The sequence below is a fragment of the Listeria sp. ILCC792 genome, assembly GCF_900186135.1.
Taxonomy (GTDB): domain Bacteria; phylum Bacillota; class Bacilli; order Lactobacillales; family Listeriaceae; genus Listeria; species Listeria goaensis.
The window spans coordinates 1-14682 of sequence record NZ_FYBO01000015.1 but is presented as its reverse complement, the minus strand read 5'-3'; the positions used below and the strand labels follow the sequence as shown (position 1 = coordinate 14682).

The 14682-nt window shown below is 42.3% G+C and carries 15 protein-coding genes; 14 read left to right on the top strand and 1 reads right to left on the bottom strand.

All coding sequences use genetic code 11. The features are described from left to right. Positions 1–6 precede the first annotated feature (6 nt). From CFS60_RS12865 to CFS60_RS12850, 4 genes are read left to right on the top strand one after another with little or no spacing between them, the layout of a single operon-like run. Positions 7–1512 (top strand): alpha-amylase family glycosyl hydrolase, encoded by a 1506-nt coding sequence (locus tag CFS60_RS12865; protein WP_088839346.1) that lies wholly within the window; start codon positions 7–9, stop codon positions 1510–1512. Between the two features lies 1 nt (position 1513). Then, positions 1514–2428 carry a DUF1861 family protein gene (locus tag CFS60_RS12860; RefSeq protein ID WP_088839345.1) on the top strand — a complete coding sequence of 305 codons (915 nt, stop codon included), beginning with the start codon at positions 1514–1516 and terminating at the stop codon, positions 2426–2428. A gap of 3 nt (positions 2429–2431) precedes the next feature. Further along, positions 2432–3508: a glycoside hydrolase family 130 protein gene (locus CFS60_RS12855; RefSeq protein ID WP_088809406.1), complete on the top strand. Its 1077-nt coding sequence runs from the start codon at positions 2432–2434 to the stop codon at positions 3506–3508. Beyond that, a complete protein-coding gene (locus CFS60_RS12850; protein ID WP_088839344.1) occupies positions 3493–5124 on the top strand; it encodes a phospho-sugar mutase in 1632 nt (543 codons plus the stop codon). The genes CFS60_RS12855 and CFS60_RS12850 overlap by 16 nt, the downstream gene beginning before the upstream one ends. A gap of 133 nt (positions 5125–5257) precedes the next feature. Here the strand turns inward: CFS60_RS12850 and CFS60_RS12845 are convergent, their stop codons facing one another. Beyond that, positions 5258–6283, bottom strand: a complete 1026-nt coding sequence (locus CFS60_RS12845; RefSeq protein ID WP_088839343.1) for a Gfo/Idh/MocA family protein — start codon at positions 6281–6283, stop codon at positions 5258–5260. Between the two features lie 209 nt (positions 6284–6492). Between CFS60_RS12845 and CFS60_RS12835 the strand changes: the two genes are divergently transcribed. The 10 genes from CFS60_RS12835 (at position 6493) to CFS60_RS13875 (ending at position 14561) form a co-directional block, all read left to right on the top strand. Further along, positions 6493–7419, top strand: a complete 927-nt coding sequence (locus tag CFS60_RS12835; protein ID WP_088816421.1) for an AraC family transcriptional regulator — start codon at positions 6493–6495, stop codon at positions 7417–7419. Positions 7420–7421: 2 nt separating this feature from the next. Beyond that, positions 7422–8585 carry a Gfo/Idh/MocA family protein gene (locus tag CFS60_RS12830; RefSeq protein ID WP_088839342.1) on the top strand — a complete coding sequence of 388 codons (1164 nt, stop codon included), beginning with the start codon at positions 7422–7424 and terminating at the stop codon, positions 8583–8585. Next, the gene (locus tag CFS60_RS12825) at positions 8585–9064 is read left to right on the top strand and encodes a hypothetical protein (RefSeq protein WP_240310420.1); all 480 of its coding nucleotides are present in this window, start codon (positions 8585–8587) and stop codon (positions 9062–9064) included. The genes CFS60_RS12830 and CFS60_RS12825 overlap by 1 nt, the downstream gene beginning before the upstream one ends. Then, on the top strand, positions 9061–10041 hold the full coding sequence (locus tag CFS60_RS12820; protein WP_088809401.1) for a Gfo/Idh/MocA family protein: 981 nt from the start codon (positions 9061–9063) through the stop codon (positions 10039–10041). Before CFS60_RS12825 ends, CFS60_RS12820 begins: the two co-directional genes overlap by 4 nt. Continuing rightward, the gene (locus tag CFS60_RS12815; protein ID WP_088809400.1) at positions 10038–10907 is read left to right on the top strand and encodes a sugar phosphate isomerase/epimerase; all 870 of its coding nucleotides are present in this window, start codon (positions 10038–10040) and stop codon (positions 10905–10907) included. The genes CFS60_RS12820 and CFS60_RS12815 overlap by 4 nt, the downstream gene beginning before the upstream one ends. A 16-nt stretch (positions 10908–10923) precedes the next feature. After that, entirely contained in the window at positions 10924–11058 is a 135-nt protein-coding gene (locus CFS60_RS14110) for a hypothetical protein (RefSeq protein WP_255377387.1), read from the top strand. A 96-nt stretch (positions 11059–11154) separates the two neighbouring features. Then, the gene (locus tag CFS60_RS12810; RefSeq protein ID WP_088839341.1) at positions 11155–12408 is read left to right on the top strand and encodes a sugar ABC transporter substrate-binding protein; all 1254 of its coding nucleotides are present in this window, start codon (positions 11155–11157) and stop codon (positions 12406–12408) included. A gap of 19 nt (positions 12409–12427) precedes the next feature. After that, complete coding sequence (locus CFS60_RS12805) at positions 12428–13333, top strand: carbohydrate ABC transporter permease (RefSeq protein WP_088809398.1); 906 nt, start codon at positions 12428–12430, stop codon at positions 13331–13333. A gap of 13 nt (positions 13334–13346) precedes the next feature. Further along, positions 13347–14174 carry a carbohydrate ABC transporter permease gene (locus CFS60_RS12800; protein WP_088809397.1) on the top strand — a complete coding sequence of 276 codons (828 nt, stop codon included), beginning with the start codon at positions 13347–13349 and terminating at the stop codon, positions 14172–14174. 246 nt (positions 14175–14420) lie between these two features. After that, complete coding sequence (locus tag CFS60_RS13875) at positions 14421–14561, top strand: hypothetical protein (RefSeq protein ID WP_159457913.1); 141 nt, start codon at positions 14421–14423, stop codon at positions 14559–14561. Positions 14562–14682: the final 121 nt, after the last annotated feature.

The window sequence follows — 14682 nt, the reverse complement described above, 5'->3', positions numbered from 1 at the left end:
AAGACAATGCGTTGGTTTGAAAAAAGTGTGTTTTATGAAGTTTATATGAAGTCATTTTGTGACGGGAATGCGGACGGATTTGGTGATTTTATTGGTTTAAAAGAGCGACTTCCTTATTTGCGGGAGCTCGGTGTGACAGGACTTTGGCTCACGCCATTTTATCCTTCCATGCAAGTTGATAATGGCTATGATGTGTCCGATTATATGAATGTCGACCCGATTTACGGGACAATGGCGGACTTTCGCGATTTTATGACGGCGGCCAAACAAAATGGTATGGCGGTCATCATTGATATTGTTTTGAATCATACGGCGATTAATCATAGCTGGTTTAAAGCGCATCCGGAATACTATGTTTGGAAGGAGGCGCCAAACAATTGGGAGTCCTTCTTTGGTGGTTCTGCTTTTACGTATAGTGCCGAACAAAATGCGTATTATTATCATAGTTTTGCGAAAGAGCAGGTGGATTTAAATTGGACGAAGCCGGCTGTAATGCAAGAAGCGAAACAAATTTTGCAGTTTTGGTTAGAGGAAGGTGTAGCTGGGTTTAGGTTTGATGTGATTAACAATTTAACGGTAGACACAACGTTTCCAGATAACCCGTTTGACGAGTTAGGCGAAATGATTCATAAGTTTGACCGTAATCAGCCGGGTGTTCAGGCGGTTATAGCAGAACTAGCGAGCTTTTGTCGTGCTTGCAAGCCAGATGTGTTTTTGGTTGGTGAAATTAGTTCGGACGACTTGAACGAAATTGCGTCCTACAGTCGAAACGATTTGCTGGACGTTACATTTAATTTTAACTTCGGAAGCATTGAAAAATTGGCTGTAACGAAAATCTTTGATGAATTAGTGCGTATGGAAGAAGTGATTCCTGAGCGGTTGCCAACGTTGTTTTTTGGGAGTCACGATATGGGGCGCTTGATGTCGCGCTTAGCGAATGAAAATAGAAGTGTGGCGAAGCTTTTGGCGTTCCTCATGCTGACGGCGCGGGGAATTCCGTTTATTTATAATGGCGAGGAAGTGGGCATGCGAAACCAAGTTTTTGGAGCCATTCACGAATTGCGAGATATTCAAGGGATGCAAGCTTATCATTTGGCGCTTCAAGACGGGGCGAGCGAGCAGTCTGCGCTAGAAGTGGCAAATCAAAAAACGCGCGATGTAGGGCGTGGTCCGATGCTGTTTGCAGACGGGAAGTCATTTTCGGAAGGGAAACCTTGGATTTTAGGAAGAAATGAAACCGATTTGGATAAATTGGAGATGTTCCGCTATTATAAACGTCTGCTGGAATTCCGAGGACAAGCGGGTTTTCAAACGGAAGCGTATAAAAAGCTTGTTTTGGAGGAAGACGCGATTCAATATGTGCGTGGGCGCTATTTATTTGTGGCAAACTTTGGCGAAACGGATTTTTCTATTAAAAAGAGTGGGAAATTGGCGTTCGGCGAAGCGATGCAAAGTGAAAATTATTTTATTGTAAGTCCGTTTAGCGGCGTAGTGATAGAGTTGGAGGCGTAAAATGCAAAGTGCACGTGAATTATTAGAAGTATCCAGAAAAACAAAAAAAGTTGGCGATAGCAAAAAAATCACATTTTTGGGTGTCGATGGATTTGATGTTTACAATATTACCGCGCCGTTTCAACTCGAAGGGTGCAAAATGATTGCTGGGAGGGTTGAAAAACGCGATAGTGAGGCGTCGTTCATTGCCTTTTTTGAAGAAATCGATTTGACGACGTACAAGCGGATTCAAGGCGCGACGGAGCTTGAACTTCAAGATCCATTTATGACATTTATTGATGGGGAACTCATTTTAGGCGGCGTTGAAACATTTCCAAGTCCTGAAGATGCCACAAAACTGAGCTGGCGCACGAATTTTTATAGCGTAAAGGCTTTAAATGAAATGACTTTGTTTTTCTCAGGACCAAATGGCATGAAAGACTTGCGCTTGAAACAGCTTCATAATGGTGAAATTATGGTTTTAACACGGCCGCAAGGTGAAAAAGGCGGTCGCGGGAAAATTGGACAGTTGCGAATTCGTTCGTTAGATGAATTGACGATAGCGCGTATCGAAGCGGCGCCGCTTTTAAATGGCAATTTCAGCAACGAGGACTGGGGCGGCGCGAACGAAATTTACGAACTTGAAACGGGTGAAATTGCCGTTTTAGGTCATATTGCTTTTTTTGATGAAGAAAATAATCGCCATTATTATCCGCTTGTTTTTTGGCTGGAGGACGATACGATTTGCAGGCCGAAAATCATTGCGGAGCGGTCAGATTTTATAGAAAGTCCTGCTAAACGCGCTGATTTAGTCGACGTTGTTTTTAGTGGTGGTCTTGTGTTTCAAAATGAGAACGCGATTTTATATGCTGGCATAAGTGATGCTAGTGCGCAGTATTTAGAACTTGATAACCCTTTTAAGAAAGTAGGAATATAAAACATGAATATTTATCGTTATGAAGAGAATCCTTTGATTACACCACTTGATGTTGTACCGTATCATGATGGCTATGAAGTTATCGGTGCATTTAATGGTGGTGTAGCGAAATACGGAGATGAAACACTCCTTCTCCTTCGCGTAGCTGAAAAACCAATTGCGACGCATGAAAATGAAGTCGTTGCGCCTTATTTTAACGTTCAGGAGCAAAAATTGGAGCGCGTTTCTTTTGATAAAAATGACCCAACCTATAATTTTGATGACCCACGTATGATTCGCCATAAAGATCATTTAGGCGGTTTCATTTATTTAACATCGATTTCCTACATTCGAATTGCTCGCAGTAAAGATGGACATCATTTCACGCTCGACAAAGAGCCGTTTTTATATCCGTTTAATGAATATCAAACGTTTGGTATTGAAGATGCACGTGTGATGCAGATGGAAGATACTTACTACATCACCTTTAGCGCGGTTTCAGAATGCGGCGTGGCCGATGCGCTAGTCACAACAAAAGATTTCAAAACGTATGACTACAAAGGCAATATTTTTGCGCCTGAAAATAAAGACGTTCTTCTTTTTCCTGAGAAAATTAACGGCAGTTATTATGCGTTGCACCGTCCCAGTGCAAAGAATATCGGCGAGCTTGATATTTGGTTAGCTTCTTCGCCAGATTTAGTCAACTGGGGGAACCATAAACGCCTGATTGGTGTTCGCCAAAATAGTTACGATGATGGTCGTGTTGGAGGCGGTTGTACGCCGATTAAAACGGAGGCCGGCTGGCTTGTTTTATACCACGGGGCAACTAAAGGGCACCGTTATGTTATGGGCGCGGCGCTACTCGATTTAAACGACCCGTCTATTGTTTTAAAACGAACAACAGAACCATTCTTAGAACCTGTTGCGGAATATGAAAAGAACGGCTTTTTCGGCGATGTAGTTTTTGCATGCGGCACGATTCAGGAGGGCGACCTGCTTAAAATGTATTACGGCGTAGCAGATACTTCGATGGCTGGCTGTGAAATGAAAATTAGCGATTTGTTAGAACATCTGGAGCGGACGTCATGTTTAGCGAAGTAGAGCTTTCGAGATGGCAGAACGCAAAACTGCCAGCGGAACTTGAAAACGATTTGAAAACAAGTCGCGACTTGCACGACCAGTTTTATCGGAATCTAGAATTTGGTACGGGTGGAATGCGCGGTAAAATGGGGGCTGGGCCCAATCGGATTAATATTTATACCATTCGTCGCGCGGCAAGCGGACTGGCAGAATATTTGCGTGAAACGAGCGGGCGGCAAAAAGGCGTTGCGATTTCGTTCGATTCGCGAATTCATTCGCGTGATTTCGCTCTTGAAACCGCCCGCGTCTTAGCGGCAGCAGATATCCCCGTTTTTTTATCCGAAGAATTGCGACCGACGCCAGAACTTTCCTTCATGGTGCGCGAATTTCAAGCGGCAGCGGGCGTTATGATAACGGCAAGTCACAACCCGGCAGCTTACAACGGCTTTAAGGTGTACGACGAAACGGGTTGCCAAATTACGCTAGAAGCCGCGAATCGCATTATGCAGTTTATGGAAGAAAAGGCAGATTTATTTGCGATACCGGTCGAAGCGGCCGATTGCCCACTGATTTCATGTGTAGGGGATTCGATTGACGAGGCGTATTTAAAAAACGTTCAGGTGGTGACGCACCGTCCAAATCTCATTACGGATTTTGGAAGCCACTTGAAAATCGTTTATACCCCGCTGCACGGAAGCGGCCTAAAGCTCGTTACAGAAGGACTTAAAAATGCCGGATTCAAAAACCTCACGCTAGTCCCCGAACAAGCCAAGCCAGACGGCCGTTTTCCGACAGTTGTCTCGCCGAATCCAGAAGAATTAGCCAGTTTTGAATTAGCTTTCAAACAAGCGAAGGAACAAAATGCTGATATTGTTTTGGCGACTGATCCTGATGCAGACCGACTTGGTGTAGCTGTTTTGGACGATGGCGAATACAAAATTTTGACGGGGAACCAATTAGGGGCGCTCATGCTGCACTATCTTCTTGCCGCAAAAGGCGAAGTAAGCGAAAATGATGTCCTGGTGACTACCGTTGTGACGAACGATTTAGGACGGAAAATGGCTAACCATTACGGCGCGCGGCACGTTGAAACGCTAACCGGCTTTAAATTTATCGGCGAACAAATTGCTGGCTTTGAAAAAACAGGTGAACACTTTTTATTCGGTTATGAAGAAAGCTACGGCTATTTAGTTGCGCCATTTGTACGCGATAAAGATGCGATTCAGGCGGCGCTTTTAACAGCAGAAATGGCGCTTTATTTCAAAGAAAAAGGCATGTCGCTCTTAACCGTTTTGGATAGGCTCTATGATGAATTTGGTTATCATAAAGAAGCGCTAACGAATTTGGCCTTTGAAGGTGAAGATGGCACAAACAAAATGAATGAATTATTGACAAGATTGCGTAAAGAAACCGTTTTTCCAAATGTCGTACAAAAAATTGATTTTGCAAGCGGCAATTTAGGGCTGCCAAAAACGAATATGTTGCAATTTGATTTTGCAAACGGTGAACGCGCATTTATTCGCCCTTCGGGAACAGAACCAAAATGTAAAATTTATTTTCAAGTAGTTGAAGATTCTGCTAAAAAGGCTGAATTAGCACTTCAAAAGCTGACCGAAAATATACTTACACATATATAAAAGGAAGCCAAGATAATCAAAAGTCTTGGCTTCCTTTTTTTATTGCCGTATACTGAAAATGGAAATTGGTATAGTTTGTGGAGAAAATGTGGAGAAACGATGTATAAGATTATACGTATATTGGTCTAGTGTGCTACAATGAGATTTTTTCGCCGCCTAAATCCGCGGAAGCTTGTTCATGTTCTGCGATGCTAATCGTTTCTTTTGCGCTTTCAAGTGGGACTGCTAGGCTAGGGTCGCGACCATTTAAAAGTGCGTCGGCGAAATGTTTAATCTCTAAATAATAGCCGTCTTCTTTATTAATGGCTGGCTGAAACTTTTCCCCTTCTTCTGGGTAGTCTGTTAAAATGCCGTTTTCTAAAATAATTGTTCCTGTGTCAAAGTTAATGCGGTAGCGCATTTCAAAGCCGAACTCGCCGTTTATTGTCCAGTCATCTTGTGCGTTTACGACTTTTCCGTCGGCATAGTGGTAGTTCGAGGAAACGATATCGTAGCCACTCCCTTTGAAAATCACTTTGCCAGTTGTGGAAACAGCTTCGGGCTTGCCAAATAGCCAATTGATGGTGTCAACATCATGGATATGCTGATCGAGTAAGCAGCCACCTGATTTATCTTTTTGCAGCAACCAATTTTCAAACGACCATTTTGGTGTTCCACCACCCCTGAAGAATGAAGCGCTTACAACCTTGCCGTAGCGATCGCTCTCGATAGTTTCTTTCACATATTGATAGCTAGGGAAGAAACGAAGCGTTTGGCCAATCATTAGTTTGCGGTCATATTTTTTCGCGGCTTGAATCATTTCTTCGCAGGCAGCTTTTGAGATGGCCATTGGTTTTTCGCAAAAAACATGCAAGCCGAGTGACATCGCAAGAACTGATTCTCTCGCATGAAGATAGGTAGGTAAACATAAATCTACATAGTCCAAGTCTTCTTTTTCGGCCATTTCTTTTAAGCTGGAATAAAAACGGAATTTTGAGAAGTCAATTTGTTTGCCGTGAACTTCCAGATTTCCTTCTACTTGTGCACCGCTATGTTTGGTTTTATCAACATCACAAATTGCGACAAGTTCAACTGGGAACCCTTCATCCATTAGACGTATGTAATTTTGCAAATGAGCGTGCCCCATAAAACCGAGCCCAACAAGACCAACTTTTAGCATGATAAAGCCTCCGTTTTGATTTGTATTTCACAAACTTGCTTTTTTAAAACAAGAAAGTGATTGTACTAATACCTTACACAGGAAGTGATATTGTGATATTTAGAATCAAAGACACAAATTTTATAAAAAAAGACTAAATGTTAAAAAGAGGCTTTTCAGATTGCTTTTTGCCTGTAATAATCAAATTAAGCCAAGGGAGGCTTCTGGAAATGATAAACAGTGATTTCTTAATGACACTTGAGCCGATGAAGCGATTGCTTAATGTGGAAAGTATTGTAACCGTTTACTATTTCGAGTTTTCTAAGAACTATTTGTATGCTGGGGAGAAACATGATTTTTGGGAAATGGTCTATGTCGATAAAGGCGAGCTAGAAGTTTCAGCAGATAAGGAAGGTTATGAATTAAAAGAAGGCGACATTATTTTCCATAAGCCAAATGAATTTCATAATTTATGGGCAAACGGGATTACCGCACCGAATGTTCTTGTTGTAAGCTTCGTCTGCAGCTCAGAAGGAATGCATTTTTTTGAAAATAAAATCATGCGTCTTGCAACTGGTGAGCGAGAACTACTTGCGAAAATGTTACAAGAAGCGAAAGGTGTATTTAAACCTGAACTAGGTCGACTTTATTTAAAAGAAACGCGGCTGGATCACCCGCGAATTGGCGCCGAGCAAATGCTGTACATTTATTTAGAGCAGTTTTTAATCCGCTTGATTCGCGATGAAACGACCAATGTTAATCAAAAAAGAATTAGTATAGCAACCAAAAAAAAGTTTGAGAAATCAATTGTAAACGACATTATTCAATTTATGAATGACAATTTATACGGGCATCTTTGTTTAGATGACATTTGCCAAGCGTTCTTTTTCAGCAAGACGTACTTAAAAACGATTTTTAAAAAGGAAACAGGCTACACAGTAATGAATTTTTTTAAAATGTTAAAAATGGAAGAAGCGAAAAAATGTATTCGAGAAAACAATCATACCTTTACGCAAATTGCACAAAAACTAGGCTTCGATTCGGTGCATTATTTTTCGAACAGCTTCAAAAAACAGACTGGGCTTAGCCCGAGCGAATATGCCAGATCCATTCAGGCGCTCGAAACAAAATTGCGTGAAGACGGGGAAGGAAGATAAATGTGGGAGTGAAATTTGGTGTTGTTGGTCTCGGGAATCGCGGAAGCAAGTTTGCCTTGCGTTCCATCATACCACATCCTGATTTTGAACTTGTGGCCATTTCAGATGCGGACGAAAGAAAGTTTGTGCTATTTGAAGATTTCGATGTGGAAGCCTACACAAATTACGAAGATTTACTCCAAAATAAAGAGGTTGAGGCGGTTTTTATCGCGACGCCTGATGACACACATGCAGAATTGGTAATAAAAGCGGCGCAGGCTGGGAAGCACATTTTATGTGAAAAGCCACTTGAAGTGTCCCTTGAAAAAGTAAACGAAATCGAAGCTGCACTTGCGCGTTTTCAAGGGGTTTTTCTTGTAGGTTACGTCCTCAGATATGCGCCGCTTTATTATAAAGTGAAGCAAATCCTTGCCGCGGGAACGATTGGCCGCATTTGGCTCGTGAACGGCACGGATCATATTCATTACGGCGGCTATGCTTTTTTTCACGACTGGCACCGCGATAAAGCGCGTTCTGGTAGCTTGCTTTTGCAAAAAGCAACGCACAGCTTAGATATTTTGAACTGGTTGATAAACTCTGAACCCGTGCAAGTTTCAGGGCTCGGTGGATTAGAAGTTTTTGGAGAAAGGGGAGCGAAGGAAAAATTTGGCGCGCCCTTACAAAAAAAATTGCATTGCCGAACTTGTCAAATCAAATGGAGCTGCGAGGAAAGCCTCTTAAACATAAAAAAATATAAAAATATCGAGTGGCAAAAAGATTGGCCAGATGATTGCGTATTTGATTCTAGTGTAAATGTAGATGACCATCAAGCGCTTTTAATTCTTTATCAGAATAATACGAAATTGACCTATTCATTATGCCAATTTTCGGCGTTCTACAGACGCGAGTTTCAGTTTTTCGGTACAAAAGGAGAGCTATATTTCGATGATGAGCGAAATGAAATTGTGATAAACGACCGCTTGAATTCGGAGCAAACCATGATTCATGTACCAGAACTGGCTGGCCACGGCGGTGGTGACGATGAAATGTTGCTAGATTTCTTAAAGTGTATTGAAAGTGGGGCAAAACCGCGTTCCAATTTGGGAAGCAGTGCATCTGTATCGAGGCTTGTCATTGCAGCGGAAGAGGCCATTAAAGAAAATAAAATTATACGTGTGGAGGGATGATGTTGGAAAACGAAGAGCGTTTAGCAGTGAAACTTGCGAGGGCAAAGAAGTTGGGGCAACTTACGTTTTTTCGGTATTTTCTAGTGGAACCAATTGCGGAAGAGACGGCGCGGATAGTACGGATTGAAGAAGTCTATGCTTTTATGAAGGGGATTCAAGAAGGCGAGGCTGAAATTATGTTTTCGAGTATCGGTAAAGATAAAACGGTCTTTCTCGTGACGGGAAAGTGGGGAAATCGGGCGCATTTTAATGTCATGCTGGATTTTAGTGGCCATAATTCATCGAAAATCAAGAAATTTGAAATTGCCGGCCTAGAGGGACTGTTCCAATTTGACACGACTACGGAAAATGCTTTTTATTCGAACTTTTTAAATACTGAATCCGTCAAGGATCATAGGGTGCCTAGTGCGCAAGGAAGACAGTTGTTTGAACTGATTTTATCTGAAAAAGTAATAGATTTAAGGAGGTTGTCGTTTTGAAAATAGGCATTATTGGGACGGCACACATGCATGCCGAGAGCTACGTGAAACATTTGCGAACGCTTGATGTTGAAATTGTTGGCGCGTTTGATAGGAATAACAGCCGGCTTGCGGAGTTCTGCAAGCGCCACAAATTGCCGGCATTTAAAGAGTTAAATCGTTTGCTAAAAAGCGACATTGATACAGTTTTAATTTGTTCGGAAAATGCGTTTCACGCTGATTATGCGGTGGCATCAGCCATGTACGGGAAACATGTCATCGTGGAAAAACCGATGGCGCTATCCGTTTCGGAAGCTGACAAGATGATTCTTGCGTGCGAAAGTTCCAAAGTCAAATTGATGGTGGCACACCCCGTTCGCTTCTCCAAGGTAATGCAGGAGCTTAAAGCAAATGTTGATGCCGGAAACATCGGACGCGTGCTCGCAATTGATGCGACGAATCATGGGAAAAATCCGGGCGGCTGGTTTACTGAACCCGAATTGTCAGGCGGCGGTGCCATTATCGACCACACCATTCATATGGCAGATATGGTTTATGCGCTGTTTCAACCTAAAATTGAAAGTGTTTTTGCGACAAGTGAGAATTGGACGGAAGGGGCTGCCGTGGAAGATACAGGGCTACTTCATATCCGCTTTCAAGACGGCGTTTTCATGAGCTTAGACACATCTTGGAACCGTCCAGAAGCCTATCCCGTTTGGGGCGATGCGTCGCTTGCGCTAGTCACGGAAAATGGTTACGTCCATGTTGATGGCTTTGGCCGCAAGGGCCTTCGCTATACGGAAGAAAAGCCAATTCATTTTGACTATTATGAAACAGATATGGATTTTCTCATGCTAGAAGCGTTTAAAAAAGCGGTCGATGAAGATTTGCCGTCGCCAGTACCAGGCGCTGCAGGGAGATTCACGGTGCTGCTCACAAAAATGGCTTACGCTTCCATTGAACAGGAGAAACTGATTTACTGGGAGGATATAAGATGAGGAAGGGAATCAATAGTTGGTGTTTACCAACAACGCTCACGAGGAATGAAATTTTCCAAGAAGCAAAGGCAGCAGGTTTTGAAACAATCGAGCTAAACATGGCGGATGCGCATGCCGACGCGAACTTCGCGGATGAACTGGGCCTTGTAGACACAGAAATTTTAACGACTGAAACGACAGAACAAGAACTTTTGGGGTTAAAAAATCTGTCAGAGAAATTTGCGCTACCGATTTCAAGCGTGGCTACAGCGCTTCATTGGTCGTATCCTTTAAATGCTAATGATGAGAAAGTGCGGGAAAAAGGCAAAATGATTGCTAGAAAAATGATTGATGCATGCCACATTCTAGGTGGCGATACGGTTTTAATTGTTCCCGGCGTTGTGACAGAGGACGCTGATTATGCGACTTGCTACGAGAGAGCAAAAGAAGCGCTCCTTGAACTGGCCCCGTATGCAAAGGAAAAAGGCGTTGTCATTGGCGTGGAAAATGTGTGGAATAAATTTCTGCTTAGTCCGCTGGAAATGAAGCGGTTTATTGATGAAATTGGCGATCCGAATGTAAAAGTATATTTTGATGCTGGAAATGTGTTGCAATTTGCTTATCCAGAGCAGTGGGTTGCTATTTTAGGGAGCCGCATTCAAAAAGTGCATATTAAAGATTTCTCAAAAGTTATTGGCAATATTCATGGTTTCACAGGCTTACTCGCAGGCGACATGAACTGGCCGAAACTTATGGAGTCCCTTCAAACAATTGGTTATGACGGCCCTCTTACGTGTGAATTAACCCCGTATAGGGAGAACCCATTGCAACTTTCAAGAGATGCGAGCCAGGCAATGGATTATATATTAGCTTGTTATAAAAAATGAGAGGAGCGATTTTGAGATGAAAAGAAAAGGATGGACAATTGTGTTAGTGATGTTGCTTCTAAGTTCAACACTCGCAGCATGTGGGGGCAGCGGCGGAGGTGGCGGCAAAAATTATGGCAGTGGAAATGTGGAAATCGAGCAAGTAAATTAACGCCCTAGAAGGAGAAGTTATCCGCCGCATCTTTCGCAAGGTGAAGCGGATTACATATTAACCAACCATAACAAAAAGGAAAGGGGTTATTTTAACATGAAAAGAAAAAGTTGGGCAGTTGCTTTAGCTGTATTACTTTTAAGCCTAGTACTTGTGGCGTGTGGAGGAGGAAGCAGTAGTGACGACGGCAGCGGAAGTGATCAGAAAGTCATCACGTATGCACTTTGGGATAAAGAACAAGCACCCGTTTATCAAGAAATTGCAAAAGATTTTGAAAAAGAAAATCCAGATGTAAAGGTGAAATTTGAAATTACACCCTTTGCACAATATTTTACTAAACTGGAAACGGCCATCACGGGAAAAAATGCGCCAGATGTATTTTGGGTCAATATCCCACGAGCGCCAGATTACATTAACAACGGCGTTTTAATGCCAGTTGACGATGTGAAATTTGATAAAGATAAAATTCCTGAACAATACTTAAAAGCTTATTCAAAAGACGGAAAATTATACGGCGTACCAAAAGATTTTGATACAAATGCTCTCTTTTACAATAAAAAAATGTTTGATGATGCAGGAATAAGCTATCCCGACGACACTTGGACATGGGCAACGTGGCAAGATGCAGCGAAAAAGCTTACAAAAGCAGATGAGAATATTTATGGCTTAGCAGCGCCACTCACTTGGCAAGGCGGCTATTATGACACCATTTATCAAAATGAAGGAAGCCCATTTGTGGATAAAGGAAAGAAATCAGGCTTTTCAGATCAAGCGACCATTGATGGCGTTGATTTTTGGTACAGTTTTACAAAAAATGGCTCAGCAACCCCACTAAAAGATATGGCAGGGACAACAGGGTCCGAGTTGCTCCTTAATGGCCGAGTTGCAATGTCGATCGAAGGTTCTTACATGGTACCCGTTATTTTTAAGGAAAAATATGGAAAAGATAACATTGACGTAGCTCCGCTTCCAAAAGGGAAGACGCGCGCGACAACTTCCAACTCACTCGCGAATGTCATTTCAGCAGGGACAAAAAATGAAGATGCCGCCAAGCGCTGGGTCGCATTTTTATCCACAAAAGAAGCAAGTGAAAAAGTAGCCGAATCAGGCGTTGTTATTCCAGCGTACCAAGGTGCAGCTGATGCATGGATTAATGCCTATCCGGACAAGAATTTAAAAGTTTTCACAGAAGCGGTTGATTATGCGGTGCCACTACCAAATACAAAAAACAGCTCCGCGGCCATCGCAATTGAAAGTGACGTTCTCTCGAAAGCATGGACAGGTGAGGAGAGCATTGAAGCGGCCTGCAAAGAACTCGCAGATAAAGCGAACGCGCTATTAAACAAATAATGAATAAGGACTGATAAGCATGGCAAAACAAACACTTTCTGTGAAAAAATATAAGAAAAGAGATATGCTATCTGCCTTATTTTTTGTTGGTCCGCTTTTTTTGGGGCTACTCATTTTTTACTTGATACCAATGGTTCAAAGCGTATTTTATTCCTTTACGGAGTGGGGCATGTTTGGCGGCTACAATTTTACTGGCCTTGCCAATTATAAAAAAATGATTACCGACCCAGAAGTGTTGAAAGCGCTAAAGAATACGCTAACGTATGCAATTTTCACAGTACCAATTGCAATGGCGATTTCCATTTTCATTGCGACGCTACTCAACAATAAAATTAAAGGCGTCACGGCCTACCGGATGATCTATTTCTTACCTGCCGTGACCATGACGTCCGCCGTCGCGATGATATGGAAGTGGATGTTCAATTCACAATACGGGATTATCAACCAATTCCTAGGCCTATTTGGCATAGATGGCCCAGCTTGGCTAACGGATTCGAATACCGCGATGATAGCGCTCATCATTGTTGGCGTTTGGAGTTCGCTCGGCACATCCATCGTGATTTATTTAGCAGGCTTACAAGGCGTGCCAACAACATTTTATGAAGCCGCTGAAATGGACGGGGCAGGACCAATACGCAAATTTTTCAAAATTACACTGCCGCTTTTAACACCAACGATGTTTTTCAATTTAATTACATCTCTCATTTCAGCCCTTCAGGTGTATGATTTAATTTTCCTAATGTACAGCCAAACAAATCCAGCACTTCAAGACGTGCAATCACTCGCCTACCTTTTCTACAAAAATGCCTTTATTTTGAATGACAAAGGTTATGGTGCCGCAATTACAGTCGTGCTACTCATGTTAACGCTAGTGATTACCGTAGTTAACTTTGGGCTACAAAAAAAATGGGTTCATTACCAGTAAAGGAGTGGAAAACGTGCTTAAAAATCGCTATTCCAAAAAATGGCTTGTCCATCTATTGTTGATTCTCGGAGCCTTTATGATGGTTTTCCCCTTTTTCTGGATGATTATGACATCACTAAAGACGACGGCAGAATCCATTGCCATTCCGCCGACCATTTTCCCAAGTGAATGGCAATGGCACAATTATAAAGACATCTTTGTCATTTTTCCGTTCGGGAAGTTCTATTTAAATACATTCGTTTCGACCGCAGTCATTACAATCGGCCAAGTTTTCCTTTGTGCCATGGCCGCCTACGCCTTCGCGCGAATTAATTTCCCTTTTAAAAATGCGCTATTTATTTTAATCTTGTCGGTTTTAATGGTACCTGCTCAAATTTTCCTTATTCCACAATATTTGATTATCCAAAACATGAACTTACTCAACACCATTCCGGCGCTATTTATTCCCGGATTGTTTTCAGCCTTTGGAACGTTTTTACTCCGGCAGTTCTTCATGACGATTCCAAAAGAAATTGAGGAGGCGGCCATTATTGATGGCTGCTCGCGCATCAGGGTTTTCTTTAGCATTATTTTGCCGCTTTCGCGCTCTGCCTTAGTGTCCTTGGCAATTTTCGCGCTATTATATGGCTGGAATTCGCTACTTTGGCCATTAATTGTCAACACATCTACCGATAAAATGACGCTTTCCGCCGGACTTGCTTCATTAAGTGGGCAGTATGCAACGAATTATCCACTCATCATGGCGGGTTCATTCCTAGCGATTATTCCACTCATCATTGCATTCTTAATATTCCAGAAACAATTTATTGAAGGAATTGCGCTTAGTGGCTCGAAGAATTAAAAGAAGCGAGAAAACGAGTTTGGGACATAGTTAGACTTTGTTCCATAAAAAAGGAAAATAGACAAGCAAAAAATCCAGTAATTATGCCATTTTTGAAAATGGATTTTACTGGATTTTTTCTTATTTTTCATTTATGTCCCAGTCTCGTTTCTTTGAGTTTGAATGCAATTTGCTAAATTATAACTTCCACGTGTTATAATGAAACCGGAATGGATGCATTTATAAAACAACCAAGAGGTGATGAACATGATTAAAATTCAAATTAGCGAAAGCGAACTGCGGACCCATGCCAGCGACTTACGGGAGGCAAGCGGCGGGGAACCTTATCAGACCTTACGAGAGCTAGAGGCGCAACAAGCCGAGCTTCGAAAGGCGTTGTCCTCATGAGCCGGATTAGTATTGCCGAAGTACGTGCCTTTCAAGAAGCCTTACAAAAGGCCAATGCCACCATGCGTGCTCGTATTCAAGCGGTACAAGCAAGCGCCTTTCGTTATTCGGCGGATTATTT

What these genes read in the sequence shown, in the direction of transcription:
- CFS60_RS12865 (WP_088839346.1), top strand. Translation starts at nt 7, where the DNA reads ATGCGTTGGTTTGAAAAAAGTGTGTTTTATGAAGTTTATATGAAGTCA.
- CFS60_RS12860 (WP_088839345.1), top strand. Translation starts at nt 1,514, where the DNA reads ATGCAAAGTGCACGTGAATTATTAGAAGTATCCAGAAAAACAAAAAAA.
- CFS60_RS12855 (WP_088809406.1), top strand. Translation starts at nt 2,432, where the DNA reads ATGAATATTTATCGTTATGAAGAGAATCCTTTGATTACACCACTTGAT.
- CFS60_RS12850 (WP_088839344.1), top strand. Translation starts at nt 3,493, where the DNA reads ATGTTTAGCGAAGTAGAGCTTTCGAGATGGCAGAACGCAAAACTGCCA.
- CFS60_RS12845 (WP_088839343.1), bottom strand. Translation starts at nt 6,283, where the DNA reads ATGCTAAAAGTTGGTCTTGTTGGGCTCGGTTTTATGGGGCACGCTCAT.
- CFS60_RS12835 (WP_088816421.1), top strand. Translation starts at nt 6,493, where the DNA reads ATGATAAACAGTGATTTCTTAATGACACTTGAGCCGATGAAGCGATTG.
- CFS60_RS12825 (WP_240310420.1), top strand. Translation starts at nt 8,585, where the DNA reads ATGTTGGAAAACGAAGAGCGTTTAGCAGTGAAACTTGCGAGGGCAAAG.
- CFS60_RS12815 (WP_088809400.1), top strand. Translation starts at nt 10,038, where the DNA reads ATGAGGAAGGGAATCAATAGTTGGTGTTTACCAACAACGCTCACGAGG.
- CFS60_RS14110 (WP_255377387.1), top strand. Translation starts at nt 10,924, where the DNA reads ATGAAAAGAAAAGGATGGACAATTGTGTTAGTGATGTTGCTTCTAAGT.
- CFS60_RS12810 (WP_088839341.1), top strand. Translation starts at nt 11,155, where the DNA reads ATGAAAAGAAAAAGTTGGGCAGTTGCTTTAGCTGTATTACTTTTAAGC.
- CFS60_RS12805 (WP_088809398.1), top strand. Translation starts at nt 12,428, where the DNA reads ATGGCAAAACAAACACTTTCTGTGAAAAAATATAAGAAAAGAGATATG.
- CFS60_RS13875 (WP_159457913.1), top strand. Translation starts at nt 14,421, where the DNA reads ATGATTAAAATTCAAATTAGCGAAAGCGAACTGCGGACCCATGCCAGC.